The following is a 23,220-nucleotide window of genomic DNA, read 5'->3' on the forward strand; positions in this document are numbered from 1 at the left end:
ATGACGATTTATCGTGGTTGATGTCCTGATTATATTACTTAATCTATATTCAGAACATTCAAACAATTATTTGCACTGCCGATGCTGGGAGCATTTTCAAATCTAGATTGCATCCGCTCTAGTAAATCTTATATACTAGTGTAAGTTTGAAAGGGTATCTTTCATGATTTCAGGAGGTATGTGCATGATTCACGTTGACGAGAGAAGAAGGAAACAGCTTGCCTATACGGGTATCACAGAGAACGACTTGACTTTTTTGAAAAGTCAAAATGAACATTTTCAGGCAATTGTCGAAATTGTCGTCGATAAGCTGTATGATCAAGTGAATCTACAACCGGAGCTAGTTAAAATAATTAATGCCAACAGCACGATTGAGCGCCTCAAGCAAACGCAGAGATGGTACTTTTTATCGATGGTAGAAGGGGTTATTGACACAGAATTTATTGAGAAAAGAATACATATTGGTAAGATTCACTCCCGCATTGGATTAACGACCGACTGGTATTTGGGTACTTATATGCTTTATCTTGATATTGCTGTGAGTAATTTTAAAATCGTCGCTCCTGACAATTGGATGCAGATCATATTGTCCCTCTCCAAGATGTTTAACTTTGATTCCCAGCTCGTCCTGGAAGCTTACGAAGCCGATGAAAAGCAGAAAATACAAGAATTATCCAACGATAGGCAAGCAACAATTGTTAAGGTGAATAAGGCAGTCCAGGAGCTTGCTACGATGATCGTAGAGCTGAGCGAAAGCAGCTTGTCCGTATCGAACTCGGCTAATTTGAGTGCAGAGATTCAAGATCATGCATTGAACAAGGTTGAGCAGCTTCAGGTTAAAATTGGCGAAATTCATTCGGTAGGCAACTTACTTCAGGAGGTTTCCGATCAGACCCATTTGCTCGGGCTTAACGCCGCTATCGAGGCAGCTCATGCCGGGGACCATGGAAAAGGGTTTGGCGTGGTGGCCAATGAGATTCGCAAGCTTGCAGCACATTCCAAGGACTCGCTGGATTTGATCAAAGGGACCTTGGAGGATATATCCACAGTGTTAAATGAAGTCATGCACGATACCCAGCAAACGTCGGCTCAGGCGCGCGATCAGGCGGCGGTTTCCGAGGAATTAAACTCGTTTGTCAATATGATCGAAGCGGTGACACTTGAGCTGGAGAATGGGATATAATGAAAAAGCCAACCTTCACAGGCTGGCTTTTTTTTAGAGATAAGGATTATAGGTTTTCAGCGAAGCTGAACGATTCTTATCTCGCAAGAAAAGCTACATTATAACACGAATGTATCATTATGACTTCGAGAAGATTTCAATAATAAGCTTTTGTTATATTATACAAGCGAGGAGGGTAACTATGGATAAGCTTACGATGAAGTCACAGGGTACTGATCAAATAAATACGAATGCCATCGCACTACTGTTTCCGAATGTCATGACTGAAGTCAAGGGTGAAGATGGCAAACTTAGGCGTGTGATAGATTTTGATCTGTTAAAACAGGAGCTGTCACCCCACATTGTTGAAGGCGAGAAAGAGCGTTATCAGCTAACCTGGCCTGGTAAGAAAGAGGCAATTCTTCAGGCCAATCAACCGGTTGAGAAAACACTTCGTCCGATTCAAGCGGATAGTTCAAATTGGAACAATACCCATAATATGTATATCGAGGGTGACAATCTGGATGTATTGAAGCTCCTGCAGGAATCGTATTTGAACAAAATCAAGTGCATATATATAGATCCTCCTTATAATACAGGAAACGATTTTATTTATAGAGATGATTACAGCCAGACGGTCGAGCAGTATGCCGAGGCATCTGGTCAAGTTAATGGTGAAGGGCTTCGGTATTTTCACAATACAGAGTCTAACGGAAGATTCCATAGCGACTGGCTTACGATGATTTATCCAAGATTAAAGCTTGCCAGAAATTTGTTAAATGAACAGGGTGTAATCTTTATATCGGTAGATGATCATGAAGTGGATAATTTGAAAAAGGTGTGCGATGAACTATTCGGAGAAATGAATTTTATTGAACAGCTTGTATGGAAACGTCGAGCGACACCTCCCAATGATCGGATTATCGGTAGAAATCATGAATATATCGTCGTGTATGCCAAAAATGCGAGTCAGGTGCAATTATACTTGCAGCCTCGTTCCGAGGAACTGAATGCCAGATATCGCAATCCGGATCATGACCCCAGGGGGCGGTGGGTCGCTTCGGATTTAAGTGCGAACGGCAAGGGCGGAAGACTTGTAGAAAGCTGTATATATCCTATCCTCCATCCACAGACCGGAGAGGGCTTTATGCCGCCGGCTAACAAGTGCTGGTTGTACAATAAAGAAAAGATGGATGAGCTGCTGGCTGACGGGAGAATTGGTTTTAGAGAAAATTCAGGTGCGCCTTATTTGAAAAGATATTTGTCGGAGGTTAGAGACGGTGTAACGCTGCCTACCATTATTGAAAATGGAGGTTTTTCATTCGATTCGGCCAAAGAATTGAAGGCACTTTTTGACAAAGACACGTTCGAGTTCCCCAAGCCTACCTCTTTGCTAAAAATTTTGTTGAAAACGGGAACGATCGATGACGATATCGTACTTGATTTTTTCTCGGGTTCGGCCTCAACAGCGGATGCGGTCATGCAGCTGAATGCAGAGGATGGGGGGAATCGCAAATATATTTTGGTGCAGCTCCCAGAACCTTGTGCGGATCGCAGCGAGGCTCGGCGTGCTGGCTATGAGACGATATGTGACATTGGGAAAGAACGAATACGTAGAGCTGCCCGTAAAATTAAAGTAGAAACCGATGCTGAAATCGATTATGGATTTCGTGTATATCGGATCGATTCTTCCAATATGAAAGAGGTTTATTACGTGCCGGAGCAGTTGGAACAGCAGTTTGTGCTTGAGCTGGAATCCAATATCAAGGAAGATCGTTCAAACGAGGATTTGCTGATTCAGGTGATGCTTGAATTAGGACTGGAGCTGTCTCTGCCAATGGTAATCAAGGAGATCGAGGGTAGGCAGGTGTATGTGGTCGCTGGAAATTCGCTCGTCTGCTGTTTTGAGGAACGGATTACACGGAACGTGATGAAGGAAATTGCTAAAGAGAAGCCAATTCGGGCCGTATTTCGCGACAGCTCGTTTGCAAGTGATGCTGATCGGATTCATGTCGAGGAAATGTTCAAATCTCTATCCGCGGGCACCGAGATTAAAGTCATATAGGCAGGTGAGTGAAGCGTGAAGCTTAAGTTCAAACATCAGCAATTCCAGACGGATGCTGTACAGTGTGTGGTAGACTGTTTTGATGGACAGCCGATCGTTGTGTCCCGATTTACCTTGGATCCGGGAAAACAGCCTGCGATCGAGCAGATGATGTGGGAGACCCAAGCTACCCCGTATACAGGAATTAAAAATAATCAGATCGAGCTGATGCCTCCGCAGGTTCTGGCCAATATCCAAAAAGTGCAGATTCATCGCGGTCTCAAGCCCTCAGGTAAGCTTGAAGGTCAATACAATCTGACGATTGAGATGGAGACGGGTACAGGTAAAACGTATACCTACATCAAATCGATGTTTGAGCTTAATAAAAAGTATGGCTGGAGCAAGTTCATTATCGTCATTCCCTCAATAGCGATTCGCGAGGGTGTATTTAAAACATTCCAGCTTACGGAAGATCATTTTATGGCTGAGTACGGGAAAAAGGCCCGCTATTTTATATACAACTCCAGGCAGCTTCACCAAATCGAAAGCTTTGCGAGTGATCCCGGTATCAATGTGATGATTATTAATTCGCAAGCTTTCGCTGCAAGGGGGAAGGATGCGAGAAGAATTCATATGGAGCTCGACGAGTTCCAATCCAGGAGACCGATAGACGTTATAGCCTCAACCCATCCGATACTGATCATCGACGAGCCACAATCAGTCGAAGGGGAAAAGACAAAGGAAGGGTTGAAGGAATTTAAGCCGCTGTTTACGGTGAGATATTCGGCAACTCATCGGAAGGATCAGGAATTTAACAAAATCTATCGTTTGGATGCGTTGGATGCTTATAACAGAAAGCTTGTCAAAAAAATCAACGTCAAAGGCATTTCCGTTAAAGGTATGGCCGGAACTGAAGCTTATGTGTATGTGGAAGGTCTGGATCTGAGTCACAAGCAGGCACCCGCTGTGAGGATAGAGTTGGAACAGAAAACCAAAACGGGCTCGAAGCGGGTAACTCGCAGGATGAAGGCTGGCGATGATCTTTACCGACTGTCCAACAACCTTGAAGTTTACAAAGGATACACCCTAACCGAGATCAACGGAGTCCGCAGCACAATTAGCTTTACGAACGGGATAACTCTGTCCGCAGGAGAGGTTCTGGGAGATATCGATGAATTGAGCTTCAGAAGAATCCAGATCCGTGAAACGATCAAATCCCATTTTGAAAAGGAACGGGTGCTGTTTCATCAGGGAATTAAGGTGCTGTCTTTGTTTTTTATCGATGAGGTTGCCAAGTATCGTCAGTATGACTCGGATGGTAAGGAAGTCAGCGGCGCTTATATGCGGATTTTTGAAGAGGAATATTCTAACGTCATGAGTGATGAGGTTAAACATACGGATCAGCAGCTATATATCCAATATCTTGACAGCATTCGGGTGCAGCAGACGCATAAAGGCTACTTTTCGATTGATAAAAAAAGCAGCAGGTTCGTCGATTCCAAGGTAGCGGCTAGAGAAACCGATTCGGATGATGCCGATGCCTATGATCTCATTATGAAGGATAAGGAAAGGCTCCTCAGTTTCAAGGAACCGACCCGGTTTATTTTTTCTCACTCAGCGCTCAAGGAAGGTTGGGACAATCCGAATGTGTTTCAAATATGCACATTAAAGCACAGTGATTCCATGATGAAAAAACGCCAGGAGGTTGGCCGGGGCTTGAGGCTGTGCGTCAACCAATATGGTGATCGTATAGATGCTTCGATGCCAGGGATCGATGTTCATGATATCAATGTATTGACGATTGTCGCCAGTGAATCGTACGATTCGTTTGCCCGACAGCTTCAGAGTGAAATTGCCTCAATCCTGTCGGACAGGCCGCAGAAAGCAGATGTTTCATTTTTCCTCGGTCATTTATTGATTAATGATCTTGGTGAAACCCTGCAAATTGATGAATCACTTGCCAAAAGGCTGAACAAATCATTCATCAGAAGTAACTACATCAATGATGACGATGAGCTTACCCACGATTATTATGAGGCTGCAGCGAATAAAATTGTTGTGCTTCCGGAAGAGTTTCATGCATTCCAGCAAGCTGTTATGGATTGGGTGGCGACGATTTATTCAGATCTCCCGGCCGATTGGATCAACAATGATCGCACAAACAATATCAAACAATTGCAGCTGAGTCCTAATTTCTATACACCAGAGTTTCAGGAGCTATGGAATCGAATTCGCTATAAGACCACGTATACGGTAAATTTTGATTCAGCAGAGCTTGTTCAGCAATGTGTGTATGAATTGGATACAAAGCTTACTGTTCCTGAGGCCTATTACCGGGTTGAGCATGGCGGGCTAGGAGCGATTCGCTCCAAAGAGCAGCTGCAGATAGGCGAGGGCTTTGAGCTTCACGAAACCTACACACAAACGGTTGAACCCCGCACTGCGTCACAGGTTAAATATGATCTGATCGGTAAGCTCGTTAACGAAACAAGGCTGACCCGGAAAACGATTGTGAACATGATAAGGGGTATCCAGCCTGAGACGTTTCTTTTGTTCAGAAAAAATCCAGAGGCGTTTATAATCCGGGCATCAAGGCTGATCAATGAACAAAAGGCGACAGCAATTATTAAACAGATTACGTATGATGTAGTTAATGAAACCTTTGATTCCGCTATCTTCACGATGAATCCAAAGAGCGGACAAGCTGGTCTCAATGCAATGTCAGTGAATCGTCACATTTATGATTATATCGTTACCGATTCGGAGATTGAAAAAAAGTTTGCCCAAGAGCTGGATGTCAGCAAGGAAGTTTGCGTCTTTGCCAAGCTGCCTAAAGGTTTTTTCATACCAACGCCTGTTGGCGATTACAATCCGGATTGGGCGATCGTGTTTAACAAAGGGGTGTCGAAGGTGATGTACCTGGTAGCCGAGACCAAGGGTTCCATGAGCTCTATGGACATCAGAGGGACAGAGAATGCCAAGATCCAATGTGCCCGAAAACATTTTGAGAAGATTAATACCGCGCACTTCAAGTATGAGGTCGTTGATCATTATGAGATGCTGCTGGAGCTCATTAGATAAGAAAAGCTTATAAAATAAAGACAGCTTAACCAACAAAAACTGAATACTATCATATAACTAACATCTCATTCACCTGTATCAGGGCGTGAGATGTTTTTCTATGTGAGGAACACCGTGAGTTTATGTGAGCTTTGACTGAAAAAAGAGTGCCCTTATTCCAAAAGTGTGTTACAATTTATGAAGTTCGTAACACGATACATATAAAGAACCATAAGGACAAGGAGTGTTTGATGTGAAACTGAAGACAAGTAAATGGATGGGGATGGTACTGCTTGCAGGTTGCATGATGGTATCTGGCTGTATGTCCAATACCAAAGAAAAGGCCGCCATCCCAACAAGTAACGCTAAGGATCAACTCATTCTATCCGTTGGTGCGGAGCCGGAGGGCGGATTCGATCCTACTACAGGCTGGGGTCGTTACGGCTCGCCATTGTTCCAAAGCACGCTGCTTAATAGGAATAGCGAAATGAAGATTGAGAATGATCTGGCCACCGGATATGAAATTAGCAGTGACGGCAAAACCTGGACCGTGAAGCTGCGCAAGGACACCAAATTTTCAGATGGCAAGCCGCTAACCGCTGAAGACGTGCAATTCACTTTTGAAACAGCAGCCAAAAGCGGTACAGCCATCGATTTGACCAATATGGAAAGTGTTAAGGCTATGGATGAAGCTACCGTAACGTTCAAGCTTAAAGAACCACAATCAACTTTCATTTCTTTGCTCGTTTCAACAGGAATTGTGCCGAAGCATGCATACGGCAAGGATTACGCAAGCCATCCGGTTGGCTCAGGTCCTTTTAAGCTGGTTCAATGGGACAAAGGACAGCAGGTCATTGTTGAGGCGAACACTGAGTATTACGGGAAGAAGCCATTTTTCAAAAAAATAACATTTTTATTTCTAAATGAAGACGCTTCGTTTGCGGCTGCAAAGGCAGGAAAAGTGGATGTATCCTATATTCCATCAGCATTTAGCAAGCAAAAGATTGAGGGTATGCGTCTTGAAGCGCTAAAAACCGTAGATAACCGCGGCATTATGTTTCCTTATGTAAAATCCGGACAAAAAACGAAGGAAGGCATTGCCGTTGGTAATGACGTGACGGCAGATCTATCCATTCGTAAAGCAATTAATGTTGCCTTGGACAGAAAAGCACTCGTTACAGGGGTGCTCGAAGGCTACGGTTCACCCGCTTATACAGTGAATGATGGCTTACCTTGGTGGAACCCTGAAACGGTATTCGCTGATGCCAATGTGAACGAGGCGAAGAAGCTGTTAGCAGATGGGGGTTGGAAGGATTCAGATGGGGATGGCATTGTTGAAAAGGATGCTTTAAAAGCGCAATTTTCATTGGTGTATCCTTCAGGTGATGTTTCCCGGCAATCACTTGCACTGGCTGCCGCTGATATGATCAAGCCTATTGGGATCAAGATCAATGTCGAGGGTAAAAGCTGGGATGACATCGGAAAAATGATGTATTCAAACGCCGTGATGTTTGGCTGGGGCAGTCGTGACCCTCTGGAAATGTATAATTTGTACAGCAGTAAATATAAAGGTGCTGATTATTACAATACAGGTTATTACAGCAACCCGACCGTAGATGAATGGATGAATAAAGCGATGCTGGCAAGAACGGAGGAAGCGGCGTGGGATAACTGGAAGAAGTCGCAGTGGGATGGTAAAACCGGCTCAAGTGCCAAAGGAGACGCGTCCTGGGCATGGCTCGTGAATGTCGATCATTTGTACCTGGTGAAGGATAAGCTCGATATAGGCAAGCAAAAGATTCACCCACATGGACATGGTTGGCCTGTGACTGATAACATCGAAGATTGGAGATGGAAGGAATAGAGAAGCAGGGTTGGATTCTGCAGAACCGTACAGCAGCATTTTGGGGACGGAAGGCGATTCGGCTTTTATCCCTTTTGTTCGCTGTCAGTGTGATTTCGTTTTGGCTTGTTGAGCAATCGCCTATTGATCCTATACAAGCTTATGTGGGCGCGGATGCTATGAAGGTAAGTCCTGAGCAGCGTGTGCTGATTGCCGAATATTGGGGGTTGGATAAGCCTCCTGTAGAGCGGTTTCTGCGCTGGGGCTCGGCGCTGCTGCGTGGTGATTTGGGCACATCGATGATCCACCGGATTCCGGTAGTGGAAGTCATTGGGGAAAGGTTTATGAACTCGGTAGCGCTCATGGGCGTATCGTGGTTGTTGTCAGGTGTGATCGGATTTGTCGCTGGCACAGTTGCGGCTATGAACAAGGATAAGTGGATAGACAGGTTGATCAAATGGTACTGTTATACCTTGGCTTCTACCCCAACGTTCTGGCTAGGGTTATTGTTATTGATTGTTTTTGCAGTCTGGCTAGGATGGTTTCCGGTCGGTCTGGGCGTGCCTGCAGGTGTGCTGGCCGAAGATGTTACTTTCGCCGATAGAGTTCAGCATATGATTTTACCGGCATTGACCTTAAGTGTGGTTGGCATTTCCAATATTGCTCTACATACACGACAAAAGCTGAATGAGGTGTTGACAAGCGACTACGTGCTCTTTGCGAGAGCGAGAGGGGAATCCGGTTTTCGTTTGTTTTGGAGACATGGACTACGAAATGTCGCACTTCCTGCGATTTCCTTACAATTCACCTCTTTCAGTGAGCTGTTTGGAGGTGCTGTTCTGGCAGAGCAAGTATTTGCATATCCGGGGCTGGGACAAGCGACTGTTGAAGCTGGTCTGCGGGGCGATGTACCGCTGCTGCTGGGCATGGTGTTGTGCAGCTCATTATTCGTATTTACCGGTAATGCGGTAGCAGATCTAATCTATCGGTTAGTGGATCCAAGGCTTGCCGCAGGAGGGAACCGATGAGTCGATCATGGAGTGACACAACATCCCGTGCACCTGTTAAAATTCGTATGAATAGCAGAAAGCGTTCGTTTGTTTATAGTGGACTTGTCTCTTTGTTTATTTTGAGTGCCTGGCTTGGTGGTTATTTGGTAGATTCGGCGGTATTGGATACACATTTGGAAAACAGAAACCTGTCGCCATCATTCGCTCATTTGTTCGGCACAGACTGGTTGGGAAGAGATATGTTCTCACGAACGGTCATGGGGCTTGGCATAAGTATTCAAGTTGGTTTTATTGCTTCTGCATGCAGCTGTTTAATAGCCGCCATACTCGGGCTGACGGCTGCAATGGGAAGGACTGCGGACGCGATTGTCTCTTGGTTGATTGATTTGTTTTTAAGTGTGCCGCATTTGGTCTCGCTTATTCTGATAGCTTTCGTGTTTGGTGGTGGCATGAAGGGGATTATTATCGGAATTGCCTTCACGCATTGGCCGAGCCTTGCGCGAATTATTCGTGCGGAGGTACTGCAGCTTCGGTCAGCCGAGTATGTACTGATCTCTCGTAAGCTTGGTAAATCTCGCCTGTGGGTGGCGTCCCGTCATATATTCCCGCATTTGCTTCCGCAGCTGCTCGTCGGATTATTGCTGCTATTTCCACATGCTATTCTGCATGAAGCGGCAGTTACCTTTATCGGTTTGGGTCTATCGCCACATCAGCCAGCTATAGGCATCATTTTATCCGAATCCATGCGCTATTTGTCGACTGGCATGTGGTGGTTGGCATTTTTCCCTGGTATCTGTTTACTGCTGGTTGTCCGTTCGTTTGATAGGGTGGGCGAGCAATTACGTGTACTCGTGGACCCACGCCAATCGCAGGAGTAAGCAGGGGACCCTTTATAGGAAAACGAGATAAAACTTGCGAAGTAAGTTTTCTACGAAAACTTTTAGGAGGTGTCACGTTTGGCACTGCTTGAAATTGACCAATTAAGTATTGCTTTTACCCGCTATACAAGCGTTTTGCGTCAACGTACAACCGAGGTCATTCATGAATTGCAGCTTTCGATTGGAGAAGGAGAGATCGTTGCGGTTGTTGGTTCCAGCGGTTCTGGCAAAAGCTTGCTCGCTCATGCGATCATGGGTATTCTTCCTGGAAATGCGAGTGTGACGGGTACCCTGAGCTATAATGGAGAGCCATTGGACGCTGCCAGGCAGGTAGCTCTACGAGGAAAGGAAATCGCTTTGGTCCCTCAGTCTGTTAATTATCTCGATCCTCTTATGCGGGTGGGAGAGCAGGTGCGTTCATCGGTGGATCAGCAGACGTTGTCGTTGGATGCACAAAGAAAAGTGTTTGCACGTTATCAATTAGCGGACGATGTGGAACGGATGTACCCGTTCCAACTCTCAGGCGGTATGGCGCGACGCGTTCTGCTATCCACAGCTGTGATTAGCGGTGCCCGATTGATCATAGCAGACGAGCCGACACCGGGGCTTCATCAGGATGTTGCCAAGGAAACACTGCGCCAGTTTAGAGAGCTTGCCGACGAAGGCTGCGGTATTCTGTTAATCACGCATGATATCGAATCGGCTTTGCAGGTAGCGGATAAAGTAGCGGTATTGTATGCGGGGACGATCATAGAGATGGCTCTTGCAGCAGATTTTAGCGGGAGTGGCGAGCAGCTTAGACATCCTTACACACAGGCATTATGGAAGTCACTTCCGCAAAATGAATTTAAGCCGATTCCTGGTTCACAACCGCTTGCGGGGTCCTTGGCAGTAGGGTGTTTGTTTGCTCCACGATGTGATCATGCCTCTGATGAGTGTAGTCGTCTACGTCCGGAGACACGTCATATTCGTGGTGGTTCAGTGAGGTGCATTCATGCTTCTTGAGGGAAAAAATCTTGGGTTTCGCTATGGACGGGGAGAATGGATTGTCAAGGAGATTGATATCAGCATCAAGCAGGGTGAAGTGGTCGGTCTTGTTGGACCGAGCGGCAGCGGTAAAACTACGCTTGCCCGTCTGCTTGCCGGCTATGATAAACCGCAGACCGGCAGTGTCACCTGTGATGGAACTCCGCTTACAGCAAGTGGTGTTCAGCCGGTGCAGTTGGTGTTCCAGCACCCGGAAAAGGCTGTCAATCCGCGTTGGCGCATGCGTCAGACGATTCGGGAGGGCTGGCTGCCAGACTCGGCATTTTTGCACATGCTTGGTATTGAGGAGGAGTGGCTGGATCGTTGGCCTAATGAGCTGTCCGGTGGAGAGCTTCAGCGATTTTGTGTGGCCAGAGCCTTGGGGCCGCAGACGCGGTTTTTGATCGCGGACGAGATGACCACGATGCTCGATGCCATCACACAGGCGCAAATCTGGCATACTGTGATGGACATTGCCGAGCGTCGCAACCTGGGTATCCTGATGATCAGTCATGAGCCCAGTCTGATACAAAGGCTGTGTACTCGCGTAATACATTGGCAAGGGAAATCCGGTGAATAAGCTGCACTCGTTTTCTTATACACCGGAGTCGTAGCTCAGAATCCGACTATAACAAAAAATGTAGAGCGATAAGGGCCACAGAGATATGGAACAAAATATCAAGCCAAAATTTGCTCGGTAAATTTGCTTTTTGAATCACTACATATAAAGACCGGATAATGATGATGATGAGTGCAACTTGAACAAGAATCGTAGGGATCATGGAAACCTCCTGGTTGGTTCAGCTTATCACAATGTTCCGTTCTTACTATCTGACTTTAATTTGAACCTTGTTGTTGGCACCCTGACTTTTGGGTGTCAGCTCATTTCCCAATACGGCAGCAGCCTGTTTAACCGAATGGGTTACACTGTGCAGGGCTTCACCCATATCCTGAGCCGATTCCAACAGGGGCTCTACCGTTTTTATTTTGCCTTTTACATCCCGGGAAATTTGGTTGGCCGTATGGATGAGCTGCTTGGCCTCTCCTGTAAGATCATGGGCAGCTGTTCGTACCTCAGCTAAGGTCCTGTTGGTTTCGTCTAGCGACGTCATTCCTTTTTGCAGTATGCGAATCAGATAAAAAGTCAGAGTCACAAAAGCCGCACTTGCCGCAACTACGCTAATATCAATAGCCATATCCGTGCTCCTTTCTTTGTTGCCCATAGTCCAACTCCTTTTTAATCCTATCCTATGTCCAGGCAGGCGTATTTATTCGGAGTATGAATGCTAATCCAGCAGATGGCAGGTTCCGGAGTGAACCTATTTGAGCATAGCAGACACAGCTTTATTGATGATGTGCGGATGCGACCTGAACTGACCACAAAAAATTAACATTGATAACATAGTTGGTGTTCTGTAATATAGAGTGATTAGGGCTGCAGGGCTATGAGGAGATGTGAGTGGTGGCAAAAGCGAAACAAAAAAGACCGACACGCGATGAATTCGAGCTCGAGGACCTGGGAAACCAGATTGTAGAGGCCAAGGATAATAAGGAGCAGGTCATGCTGACCGTCTGGGGCGTGGAAGAGCCTGTTGTAGGGATTATTGTGGAGTTAGACCCCAGAAAGCGTCAAATACGAGTCAATCTGGAGGATGGCTTTAAATGGATTCCTTTTCTGGATGTTATGAGGTTGGATTATCCCCGCTATTGAATTGTAAACTGAATCGTGAACCATGCTGAAAAAACCTTCCTTCCGTTATGTACGGTCATGGAAGGTTTTTGCTATTATATGCCAGAGCTTAAAGCGCAGCGCCTTTGCCGCCATCCACATTAACCGAGGTTCCCGTTACATAGGAAGCCGCGTCTGAAACCAGGAATGTGATAACTTTTGCCGCTTCTTCGGTTTCGCCGATGCGACCCATCGGAATTTGATGGTTCGGATGCATTGAGAATTGCTCCCAAGTCAGCTCAGGGTGCTGCTTTTTCCAGCCCTTTTCGATTTGATCACTCCGGATCATCCCGATGCAGACGGCATTCACTCGAATATTGGCAGAGGCCAGATCCTTACTCATTGCTTTGGTTAGAGCCATTCCGGCAGCACGACTGACTGTAGTCGGTAAAGACGAAGCGGAAGGGGTCTTGGCAGATGAGGTAGAGATGTTAATTATCGCGCCTTTTCCCGCTTTTCGCATATGGGGAATGGCTGCCTTGGAGCAATGAATTGCACCGAATAGCTTTAAATCCAAATCATAAGCCCAGCCTTCAGATTCGACTTCTTCAAAAGGACGAGCTGCAGACGTTCCTGCGTTATTCACCAGAATATCCAAACTGCCAAAGCGATCCACAGTTTCTTGTACAGCTTTTTTGCAGTCCTCTTCAGAGGTAATATCCACTTGGATGTAGAGCACCTCTGCACCGGTTCTTTCCACAATCTGTTGTGCTGCTGTACGCAGATCGTCCTCATTGCGTGCACATATGGCTACACGTGCTCCCTCAGCAGCCAGTGCCAAGGCAGTTCCAAGTCCAATTCCCTTACTGCCCCCTGTGATGAGTGCTACTTTTCCGGTTAAACCCAAATCCATGATCGTTACCTCCAGTCTCTATGTATTTGAGCAACAATAAACTCTCATAAAAAGTAGCACGCGAGTCAAATGATTGTCAATATTGGTTAGTTTCTTAAGGCGTACAGAACCGGTGATAAGCTGGATGACGCTTTTTTGGGGACGATAGTTATTGATTAAATGAGAGTTTATGTGTATAATCCAGAAAGGGAACATGTGTTCTATTCGTTAGAAGAACCAGCACAACAGGAGGGAACCGCAATGAGACCTACTTTTTTTGAAGAGCTTAAAGGTATGAAGCGTAACAATGAGTTCAGGGAAATGATTCTGATGCAAGCTGCCAAAAAAATGCTGGCGGATAAGAAGAAAAAAAGTCGACTGCAGCGTTTACTTACAAGAACGAATAAGGTTAAAACAATTCCTAAATGCTGGGATTGAACTGAACCTGACCTATATATAGAAACTGGCGAGCCTTCATCTGATCACATACGGTTTAATCTGCACCTACTTATAGGCATCTGCATACCTTATCCACATAAGTAAGTCACCATTCACTTAATTAGAGAAGGGCAGGAGCTTGAATGACTTTATATATGGATTACAAGTCCCCATCCGTACAGTTCAGCTTTGACGTAAATAATAGCACGCTTTTTAGAAAGGATGCTCGTAACTACATCAATGTACTGTCCAACAAGCAGCTGAATACATTGGAGAATACATCACTGCTTGATATTTTTCTCAGTGCTGGTAATGTAGTTGAGCCTCACTATCATCAAAATGCGGCAGAGCTTGTTTATTGTATCTCGGGTGCAGCAATTGTCTCAATAATCAATCCGTTCACCAATGATCTGCTCAATTTTCCGATAACACCAGGTCAAGTGGCCAATGTCCCCCAAGGCTGGTGGCATTACGAAATTGCCTCGGTTGATAACACTCATTTGTTGGCGATCTTTGATGCACCGGTTCCTGAAGTGATACTGGGATCTGACATTCTGAGATTAACGCCTGCCAATGTACTGGCACATACCTATTGCTTGAATGAAGCTGCAGTTAAACAAACGCTTGCCCCAATTAATGATTCAGTCTTCATTGGCCCACCGAGAGACTGCAACCCCTCTCAGGTTCAAGGGAGCATGGCTGGTAAACCGCAGCCTTATCCAGCCTATACCCAACAGCCGCAACCCAATCATGGGCAGCACAACCCAATCGGGTATCAACTTCCCGCGCAACAGTATTATTACACACAGCCCTATCCAAGCCAAACATATTGAGATATTGAAGCTGTAGCTATAGATAAGAGAAATGATAATCCCTTAACAACTTCGAAGGAAATGTTAAGGGTATTTATTCGTTTGAATGGTTACCAGATAATAAAACAATCTATCAATATTGTGTAAATTTTATTATAATGTACATGTTTTCAAATATGTTTTTGCAAAAGGGGTATCGTATGATCCGTTCATTGGCAGCATGTTTATCTATGGGTCTGATTACAGTCTTTCTATCGACCCTTGTGGGACCGTTAAGTGGTCAAGCTTATGCAGCACCGACCAATTACAAGGATGTTCCCGCCGAGTATTACGCAAGTAAAGAAATAGCCAAGCTTACAGAGAGCGGAATCATCGAAGGGAATGAGCAGGGCTTATTTCAACCGGATGTGGAAATTACGCGCGGTGTCACTGCCGTGTGGCTCAGTAAAGCCTTAAAGCTTAGACAGCCTAACAGCTTGAACGGATTCACAGATGTCCCAGCCTCAAGTCCCTACGCAATGGCAGTTAATGCCTTGAAGGAAAAAGACATCGTACAAGGCGATCAAGGTCGATTTAGTCCGGAGGAGCCATTAACCCGTGAGCAAATGGCAAGCTTGCTGGCACGAGCTTTTCAGCTTAAGGATAACCATATGAACATATGGTTCAAGGACGAAAAGGCGATAGGCGATAGTCACTTTATCGATGTCGTCAGACTCAAACAACACTTTATCACCGAGCAGCTGGAATTTATGCCGAAGAACAAGGTAACCAGAGCACAGCTTGTCCTGTTTCTCAGCAGAGCGATTTCAACGGTCACGTTGAAGGATAATGAATTACCACTTGATGATTTTCTGAGGGGATCTGCACAGTCCAGCTTCAAGTCGTCACCTGATGGTAAGAAGATGGCCTACCTGAAGACAGCCAACAACCAGACACACATCTATTTGAAAAAAACTGGGGAAGAAGCCTCGGAAACACGTATCACCAGCTTGACCAACCGAGATATCATTGGATTTTTGTGGTTTAGCAATGATAAAATTTTATACATAACCGATATGTACGGAACGGAAGATCATCATATTCACGTAGTAAATGCGGATGGGACGGATGAAAAGGACTTGACCCCTTTTGATCAGGTACGAGCCCAATACATGGAGTCGTTATCTTACATGAGAGGCCATGAATTTGATATCTTAATCAGCATGAATGAAAGGTCTTCGCAGCGCTTTGATGTGTATCGATTGAATGTCAAAACAGGTGCAATGGAAATTGTCGCTGAAAATCCTGGCAATGTAACCAGTTGGCTTACAGACTTGTATGGAGAAGTCAGGGTGGCCATGGCTACAGATGGTATTAATACGTCTATGCTGTACAGAGAGACACCTGCTCAGCCATTTAAACCCATATTGAAGCTGAATTATGGAGATTCCTTCATTCCCATTATGTTTTCGTTTGATAACAGCCAACTGTTTGCTTTATCTAATATTGGCAGGGACAAGCTGGCCTTGGTCAAGTACAACATGAATACCAAAGAAATGGGCGATACCGTTTATGAAAATCCGAAGGCCGATGTGACCAATATTATCATTTCCTACCAGAAGGAAGCGATATTGGCCGTTGAATATGAGACGGACAAAGTCTACTATGAGTATCTAGACAAGGAATACGAGCGGTTAAATGTAATGATTGCAAATAAGCTTCCCAATCAATCGTACCAGATCTTGGGTAATCCGCTGCCGGATACGAAGGTGCTGCTCAGAACCTACAGCGACAAATCGCCGGGAGCCTATTACTACTATGACCGCAAGAAAGACACACTGGATAAAATCGCAGATAGCAAACCATGGATCAAAGAAGAGCAGATGGCTGAAATGAAGCCGATTTCCTACAGATCGCGTGATGGGTATACAATCAATGGCTATTTGACATTACCCAAAACCGGTAGCACCAACTTGCCTTTTGTCATCCTTCCACATGGTGGACCTTGGGCACGTGATTCATGGGGATACGATAGTGAGGTTCAACTGTTAGCTAATCGTGGCTACGGCGTCCTGCAGATGAATTTCCGCGGCTCTACAGGCTACGGTAAGGAATTCAAGTTGGCTGGGGACAAGCAATGGGGCAAATCGATGCAGGATGATATTACCGATGGCGTGAGCTGGTTGACACAGCAAGGGTATGCGGATCCGAAGCGAATCGCAATTTATGGTGCGTCATACGGAGGCTACGCAGCATTGGCGGGAGTAACGTTTACCCCTGATTTGTATGCCGCCGGAATTGATTATATGGGGCCTTCCAGCCTGTTCACCTTCCTTAATACGATGCCGTCTTACTGGGAGCCTGATCGTCAAAAATTGTACAAGCAGGTTGGTGATCCTGAGAAGGATAAGAAGCAGATGGAGGACAGATCGCCTTTGCTGCATGCCGACCAAATTAAAACACCGATCATGTTCGCTCAAGGCGTCAACGATCCACGGGTAAAGAAGAGCGAGTCGGATCAGATCGTATTGGCGCTACGTCAGCGTGGTATTGACGCCCCTTATATGATTAAAAATGATGAAGGTCATGGCTTCCAGACATATACCAATCGAGTTGACTTCTATCAGGCGATGTTAAAATTCCTTGATAATCACTTAAGCAAGTAGAGCTCTGAATAACGGCTTGACATACAGTTATACTTCATGTATAAATATGTATAATTCAAATTTGAGATTAGACAGTTTGACGCTATTGCTACAATGTATATTTTTTACGATATCCCAATATTAATGAACGAGACAGTAATTCCAGACAAAGAGTCACAGTGAGCCGGAATAGGTGAGATCCGGTACGGATGATTGGAATGAAGCGGACTCGGGAAATGGTCCTCCGAACACAACCGAGTAGGAGGATCCGGTAACTGCCGTTATCAGCAGAGTGATTGGCCTTGTGACAGAGGACCAGTACTTAGAGTGGTACCACGGGAAGCGCGAGCTCTCGTCTCTTATTTAGAGACGGGGGCTTTTTGTGTTTTAGCCATAAATAAGGAGGAATTAGATATGTTAAACACGATATTGAGCTCTGAAATTGAACTGCATGTGCGTGAAATGCTGGCTGCACAGGGAATTGAACCTGAACCTGAGCTGAATATCCAAATTGAGCATCCGATGTACCCTGAGCATGGAGAATACAGTACGAACATTGCCATGAAGCTGGCTAAAGCTTTACGCAAATCCCCCCTGCACATTGCTGAGGAGCTTCAGCAAAGGCTGGAGCAGAAAGGGAATATAGGGGGAATGGTTGCACAGATTCAAGTGGCAGCACCCGGTTTTTTAAATTTTCATCTGAATTGGACCGTTTGGGCTGCCAATCAAATCGAAGCCCCGAATGGCTCAGGATCCAAGGTGCTCATCGAACACACATCGATCAACCCTAACAAATCAGCTCATATCGGCCATTTAAGAAATTCCTGCATTGGGGATGCACTGGCCCGCATGCTGAGATACGCAGGACATGAGGTTGAGGTTCATAATTATATTGATGATCTGGGTAATCAATTAGCAGATACGGTGGTTGGGATTCTGAATACGTCTGCGGAGCAAGCTCATACGCGTTTTGGGGATTATTGTTGGGATACGTACGCAAAGGTTAATCAAGCCTATAAGGTAAACGCGGAGCTGCAGGAAGCACGTGTTCAGGTGCTGCAGCAATTGGAAGAGGGTCATTCCAATATGGCATGGATCGGTTCTTTGGTTGCTGAACGTATCGTTCGCGAACAGTTGGTTGAAATGAAGCAGTTTGGCATTGGATATGACGTGCTGGTTTGGGAAAGCAATATTGTGAGAGAAGGTTTCTGGGCATCAACGTTTGATTTGCTGCAGCAGACGGCTGTATTTCGTCAAGTCACGGTGGGGAAGCTGAGCGGCTGTTGGGTGCTCAAGCAATCAGAGGAGTTGCCGGAGGCGGGTGGAGATACGGATTATCAGGCAGATAAAGTATTGGTCAGATCGAACGGGATTTTAACGTATACAGCCAAAGATATTGCCTACCATATGTGGAAATTCGGTATTCTTGAAAAGGATTTTACCTATACCAAATTCGCCGAGCGTGTGTGGACAACACATCCCAAGGGTGTCAGGAAAACATTTGGTCGAGCGGATACCGTGATCAATGTCATTGATCAGCGACAGCAATATCCACAAGCCATGGTGAAGCTGGCTCTTGAAGTACTCGGTTATCCGAAGCAAGCCGAGCAATTAAAGCATGTAAGCTATGGAGTCGTATCGCTAAGCCCGGAAACAGCCGCAAGCTTGGGTGTAGATATCTCGGATGGCAAAAGCTCATACGCGATGTCGGGTCGTCAAGGAATCGGAATTAAGGTATCCGACCTGCTGGATCAGATGGAGCACATTATTCATTCAAAGCGTAAAAGAAAACAAGGCTTGTCGAGCAGATCGATAGCAGCAGCGGCGATTCGTTATTATTTGCTAAAGTATCATCTGCAGACTGAAGTAGTCTTTGATCTACAGCAGGCTACGGAGGTATCCGGTAATTCTGGCGTCTATCTGCTGTATTCGTATGCAAGAGCTAATAGCATTCTGGACAAGGCGGCTAAGGCTCAGCATCTGTCTAACGGATTTCCGTTACAACCAGACTCCAACCGCTTGTCAGAGTTGGAACCTCAGGAGCAGTTATTGTTCAGACAGCTTGCATACTGGCCCGAAACTCTGCAATTATCGATCAACCAGCTTGCTCCTAACTTGATCTGCAGCTATGCTTTCGAGCTGGCTTCTACGTTTAACAACTTTTATAGCGTCTGCCCAATAATGAAAGCATCTGAGGAGCAGCGTGAGCTTCGCCTATGGCTTACCCAACGATTCAAAGATACGTTACATCAAGCCTTACAGGTGCTAGGATTACCAACGCCCAAACGGATGTGAATTTGTCTTTTAAAAAAGCTTGAAAGAAAACAAAATATTGTTTATGATAAACATATCGCATAATATCAACCATCGTTCTACATTATAAAACATTTGGTTGAATCGTAAGGAGTAGCCATGCCAATTATTCAATCCCTGGACCGTGCTTTAAACATTCTCGATTTGTTCGATGAGTACACAACTGAATTGAAGATCACCGAGATCAGCAACCGGATGGACCTTCACAAGAGTACGGTGCATTCGCTGTTGAAAACCTTACAGTTACACGGCTATATCGAACAGGATGAGGAAACAGGCAAGTACCGGCTTGGCATGCGACTGCTGGAAAAGGGTCAGCTCCTGCTGCAGCGGCTTGATATTCGGTCGTTAGCACGTAAGCATCTTGCCGCTTTTACCGATCAAACCGGACAAACCACGCATCTCGTTATTTTGGATGGCAAGGAAGGTGTCTATATTGATAAGGTTGAGGGTGAGAAGGCAGCGATCCGCTACTCACGAATAGGTCGTAGAGTGCCGCTTCACAGCAGTGCCGTTGGGAAGGCTTTAGTCGCTTTTCGTAAACAAGAAGAGATAGAGCTGTTATTGAAGGATTACAGCTATGTCGTTCAAACTTCTTTAACGATCACGAGTAAGGAAGCTTTTCTCACTGAGCTATCCAGGATCGAAAGTCAGGGCTATGCGGTAGACGATCAGGAGAACGAGCCAGGCGTACGTTGCGCTGCTGCTCCAATCTATGATCATAATGGTCAAGTCGCAGCGGCTATGAGCGTATCCACATTATTATCTGCTGTAGACGATAGCCAGTTTCAACAATTGATTGAACTGCTCCTGCAAGAAACGAAGACGATTTCCAAGCTTATGGGTTATCGTCCTTAGGATTCATGAATGCCTGAATAGGCATTTTATTTTAAAACGAATCGAAAACTGTGTTTTATAATGTCAAACAAAATCATATTTTAGCTTTAACAAAAATCAATTTCGAATGGAAGAGGGAGTTATCGATGAGAATTATCCGATATACGAATGCACAATCCTTACCACAACTAGCAGCTGTGAACGAACATGAAGCGGTGTATAATCTGGAGCAATCTGATTTTATTTCATTAGTAAACGAAGCAAGGGATGCAGGAAAGTCGATTCTGGAGTTTGTGCAAGCGCTGGTTTCGGGTAAATCTCCTGTAACAGAGAAGCTTGATCAGCTTGAACTGCTCGTACCCATCGAAGCCCCCGAGGTATGGGCTGCTGGTGTTACTTATGAACGGAGCCGTGAGGCACGTAACTATGAAGCAACAGGTGGCAAAATGGACGCATCGACCTTCTATGACAAAGTGTATGATGCGGTACGTCCGGAAATTTTCTTCAAATCGACGGCTGCACGTACAGTTGGGCCTGGCGATTATGTTCAGCTTCGCAGCGATTCGGAGTGGCAGGTTCCAGAGCCGGAGCTTGGACTCGTATTGGATAGCGTTGGCACGATATTGGGCTATACCATCGGTAATGACATGAGCTGCAGGGATATCGAGGGTGAGAATCCATTGTACTTACCTCAGGCCAAGATGTGGAAGCGTTCTTGCTCAATTGGACCAGCTATACTGCTGGAGGAAGCTGTTGCTGATCCTTATCAATTCCAAATCACCAGTACCATTTACCGTGATGGGGAAAAGGTTGTAGAGGGTACAGCCAGTACAGGTCAGCTAAAAAGGAAGCTGGAGGAGCTGGTATCTTTTCTGGTGAGGGACAACGAGGTTTTTGCCGGAACCGTATTGCTGACCGGAACTTGCATTGTGCCTCCTAATGAATTTACACTTGCAAATGGGGACCGTATCGACATTGAAATTTCCGGTATTGGTACCTTGATCAATCCAGTCAAAAGCGCGGACTAATCCATACCAATTACACCGAATACGCCATTTTAATCCAATTATCCGTTCTAACCAATGACAATTCTAAGGAGGAATTACGATGGGAACATTTGCAGGCGAACAAACCTATTTGAATTATATCAATGGTGAATGGAAGGCAGCCTCTACAGGCAAAACCATTTCGAGTATCAACCCGGCGAGCCGCCATGAAGTGGTGGGTTATGTCCAATCCTCGTCCGCCGAGGATTTGAACGAAACCGTAGCTGCAGCGAAAGCCGCGGCCAAAGCATGGAGAAAGCTCTCCGGTGCAGCAAGAGGTGATTATTTATTCAAAGCGGCCAACGTACTCGAACGTCGCTTGGATGAGGTTGCTGAATCGATGACCAGAGAAATGGGCAAAACGTTGCCGGAAGCCAAAGGTGAAACCGCTCGTGGTGTAGCGATTCTACGATACTATGCCGGAGAAGGCATGCGTAAAATCGGCGATGTGATTCCTTCTACAGATAGCGAAGCACTCATGTTCACGACCCGCGTTCCTCTTGGTGTGGTCGGTGTCATTTCACCTTGGAATTTCCCGGTGGCGATTCCCATTTGGAAAATGGCACCTGCGTTGATCTACGGAAACACAGTTGTTCTCAAGCCCGCAACAGAAACAGCAGTTACTGCAGCCAAAATCATCGAATGCTTTGCTGAAGCGGGTCTTCCGGCAGGCGTTATCAATTTAATTACAGGCAGCGGCTCCGTTATCGGTCAAGGTCTTGCTGAGCATAAAGATGTTAACGGCATTACCTTTACCGGCTCCAATCAGGTAGGCAAAAGCGTGGGACAAGCAGCATTGGCGAGAGGTGCCAAGTATCAGCTGGAAATGGGCGGGAAAAATCCGGTCATTATCGCGGACGATGCGAATCTGGATTTGGCAGTAGATGGTACGATCAGCGGCGGTATCAAATCAACTGGGCAAAAATGTACAGCGACTTCGCGGGTTATTGTGATGAGTGCTGTTTATGAAGCGTTCAAAGACAAGCTCGTTACCAAGGTTAGGGATTTGAAGGTAGGTCATGGTTTGGAGCAGGGAACCTGGTTAGGACCTTGTGCGAATGAAAATCAGCTAAATACCGTTGTTTCTTACATTGAAAAAGGGATTGCCGAAGGCGCAGAGCTGCTTGTTGGAGGCGCGCGTCCTGATCAGGCGGATCTGGCTGATGGGTTCTATATTCAACCTACGGTATTCGATAAAGTAACACCCGATATGGCCATTGCCCGCGAGGAGGTTTTTGGACCTTTGCTCGCTTTAATCAAGGTCGACACGATGGAAGAGGCGATTGAACTGGCTAATGACTCCGATTATGGACTCAGCGCCTCGATTTACACACAAAACATTAGCAATATATTGGCCTTTATTCAGGATATGGATGCAGGTCTGGTAAGAATTAATGCGGAAACAGCTGGTGTTGAGCTGCAAGCTCCATTCGGTGGTATGAAACAATCAAGCTCACATTCACGTGAGCAGGGTCAAGCGGCTATTGAATTTTTCACTGCGATAAAAACCGTATTTTTAAAATCCTAGTCATCCTGCCCAAATAATTTTAATCATAGAGCTGAATA

The 23,220-nt window shown here is 45.6% G+C and carries 19 protein-coding genes and 1 other annotated feature; of the genes, 16 read left to right on the plus strand and 3 right to left on the minus strand.

All coding sequences use genetic code 11. The features are described from left to right. The first annotated feature begins 184 nt into the window (after positions 1 to 184). The 8 genes from BK127_RS18480 to BK127_RS18515 all read left to right on the plus strand — a co-directional run bounded on the left by BK127_RS18480 (position 185) and on the right by BK127_RS18515 (position 11,603). Positions 185 to 1,183: a globin-coupled sensor protein gene (locus BK127_RS18480; protein ID WP_076232973.1), complete on the plus strand. Its 999-nt coding sequence runs from the start codon at positions 185 to 187 to the stop codon at positions 1,181 to 1,183. A gap of 181 nt (positions 1,184 to 1,364) precedes the next feature. Continuing rightward, on the plus strand, positions 1,365 to 3,227 hold the full coding sequence (locus BK127_RS18485) for a site-specific DNA-methyltransferase (protein WP_076232974.1): 1,863 nt from the start codon (positions 1,365 to 1,367) through the stop codon (positions 3,225 to 3,227). Between the two features lie 15 nt (positions 3,228 to 3,242). Continuing rightward, positions 3,243 to 6,287 (plus strand): type III restriction-modification system endonuclease, encoded by a 3,045-nt coding sequence (locus BK127_RS18490; protein WP_076232975.1) that lies wholly within the window; start codon positions 3,243 to 3,245, stop codon positions 6,285 to 6,287. Positions 6,288 to 6,573: 286 nt separating this feature from the next. Then, a complete protein-coding gene (locus BK127_RS18495) occupies positions 6,574 to 8,130 on the plus strand; it encodes an ABC transporter substrate-binding protein (protein ID WP_372237361.1) in 1,557 nt (518 codons plus the stop codon). Next, a complete protein-coding gene (locus BK127_RS18500; RefSeq protein ID WP_083689394.1) occupies positions 8,118 to 9,137 on the plus strand; it encodes an ABC transporter permease in 1,020 nt (339 codons plus the stop codon). Before BK127_RS18495 ends, BK127_RS18500 begins: the two co-directional genes overlap by 13 nt. Beyond that, positions 9,134 to 9,997 carry an ABC transporter permease gene (locus tag BK127_RS18505; RefSeq protein WP_076232977.1) on the plus strand — a complete coding sequence of 288 codons (864 nt, stop codon included), beginning with the start codon at positions 9,134 to 9,136 and terminating at the stop codon, positions 9,995 to 9,997. The genes BK127_RS18500 and BK127_RS18505 overlap by 4 nt, the downstream gene beginning before the upstream one ends. A 78-nt stretch (positions 9,998 to 10,075) precedes the next feature. After that, complete coding sequence (locus BK127_RS18510; RefSeq protein ID WP_076232978.1) at positions 10,076 to 11,002, plus strand: oligopeptide/dipeptide ABC transporter ATP-binding protein; 927 nt, start codon at positions 10,076 to 10,078, stop codon at positions 11,000 to 11,002. Then, positions 10,992 to 11,603, plus strand: coding sequence for an ABC transporter ATP-binding protein (locus BK127_RS18515; protein ID WP_076232979.1), 612 nt, complete (start codon positions 10,992 to 10,994; stop codon positions 11,601 to 11,603). The genes BK127_RS18510 and BK127_RS18515 overlap by 11 nt, the downstream gene beginning before the upstream one ends. A gap of 46 nt (positions 11,604 to 11,649) precedes the next feature. On the opposite strand, the gene BK127_RS43750 is transcribed toward BK127_RS18515, so the two are convergent. Then, positions 11,650 to 11,805 (minus strand): hypothetical protein, encoded by a 156-nt coding sequence (locus BK127_RS43750; protein ID WP_179097519.1) that lies wholly within the window; start codon positions 11,803 to 11,805, stop codon positions 11,650 to 11,652. A gap of 45 nt (positions 11,806 to 11,850) precedes the next feature. Next, the gene (locus tag BK127_RS18520; RefSeq protein ID WP_076232980.1) at positions 11,851 to 12,246 is read right to left on the minus strand and encodes a DUF948 domain-containing protein; all 396 of its coding nucleotides are present in this window, start codon (positions 12,244 to 12,246) and stop codon (positions 11,851 to 11,853) included. A gap of 239 nt (positions 12,247 to 12,485) precedes the next feature. On the opposite strand from BK127_RS18520, the gene BK127_RS18525 reads away from it, so the two are divergent. Continuing rightward, positions 12,486 to 12,734, plus strand: a complete 249-nt coding sequence (locus BK127_RS18525) for a YolD-like family protein (protein WP_076232981.1) — start codon at positions 12,486 to 12,488, stop codon at positions 12,732 to 12,734. Between the two features lie 88 nt (positions 12,735 to 12,822). Here BK127_RS18525 and BK127_RS18530 read toward each other — a convergent pair whose 3' ends face one another. Next, positions 12,823 to 13,605, minus strand: coding sequence for an SDR family NAD(P)-dependent oxidoreductase (locus tag BK127_RS18530; protein ID WP_076232982.1), 783 nt, complete (start codon positions 13,603 to 13,605; stop codon positions 12,823 to 12,825). Positions 13,606 to 13,845: 240 nt separating this feature from the next. Between BK127_RS18530 and BK127_RS43755 the strand changes: the two genes are divergently transcribed. The 7 genes from BK127_RS43755 to gucD all read left to right on the plus strand — a co-directional run bounded on the left by BK127_RS43755 (position 13,846) and on the right by gucD (position 23,182). After that, complete coding sequence (locus tag BK127_RS43755; protein ID WP_179097527.1) at positions 13,846 to 14,022, plus strand: hypothetical protein; 177 nt, start codon at positions 13,846 to 13,848, stop codon at positions 14,020 to 14,022. A 143-nt stretch (positions 14,023 to 14,165) separates the two neighbouring features. Continuing rightward, positions 14,166 to 14,855, plus strand: a complete 690-nt coding sequence (locus BK127_RS18535) for a cupin domain-containing protein (protein ID WP_076232983.1) — start codon at positions 14,166 to 14,168, stop codon at positions 14,853 to 14,855. Between the two features lie 179 nt (positions 14,856 to 15,034). Next, positions 15,035 to 17,479, plus strand: coding sequence for a S9 family peptidase (locus BK127_RS18550; RefSeq protein ID WP_179097528.1), 2,445 nt, complete (start codon positions 15,035 to 15,037; stop codon positions 17,477 to 17,479). A gap of 114 nt (positions 17,480 to 17,593) precedes the next feature. Then, positions 17,594 to 17,821, plus strand: a binding site (T-box leader). A 51-nt stretch (positions 17,822 to 17,872) separates the two neighbouring features. Further along, complete coding sequence (locus BK127_RS18555) at positions 17,873 to 19,753, plus strand: arginine--tRNA ligase (RefSeq protein WP_076232984.1); 1,881 nt, start codon at positions 17,873 to 17,875, stop codon at positions 19,751 to 19,753. Between the two features lie 117 nt (positions 19,754 to 19,870). Then, the gene (locus tag BK127_RS18560; RefSeq protein WP_076232985.1) at positions 19,871 to 20,629 is read left to right on the plus strand and encodes an IclR family transcriptional regulator; all 759 of its coding nucleotides are present in this window, start codon (positions 19,871 to 19,873) and stop codon (positions 20,627 to 20,629) included. Positions 20,630 to 20,754: 125 nt separating this feature from the next. Beyond that, on the plus strand, positions 20,755 to 21,636 hold the full coding sequence (locus BK127_RS18565) for a fumarylacetoacetate hydrolase family protein (protein ID WP_076232986.1): 882 nt from the start codon (positions 20,755 to 20,757) through the stop codon (positions 21,634 to 21,636). Positions 21,637 to 21,715: 79 nt separating this feature from the next. Next, complete coding sequence (gene gucD / locus BK127_RS18570) at positions 21,716 to 23,182, plus strand: alpha-ketoglutaric semialdehyde dehydrogenase GucD (RefSeq protein ID WP_076232987.1); 1,467 nt, start codon at positions 21,716 to 21,718, stop codon at positions 23,180 to 23,182. Positions 23,183 to 23,220: the final 38 nt, after the last annotated feature.

It is taken from the genome of Paenibacillus sp. FSL H7-0331 (genome assembly GCF_001956045.1).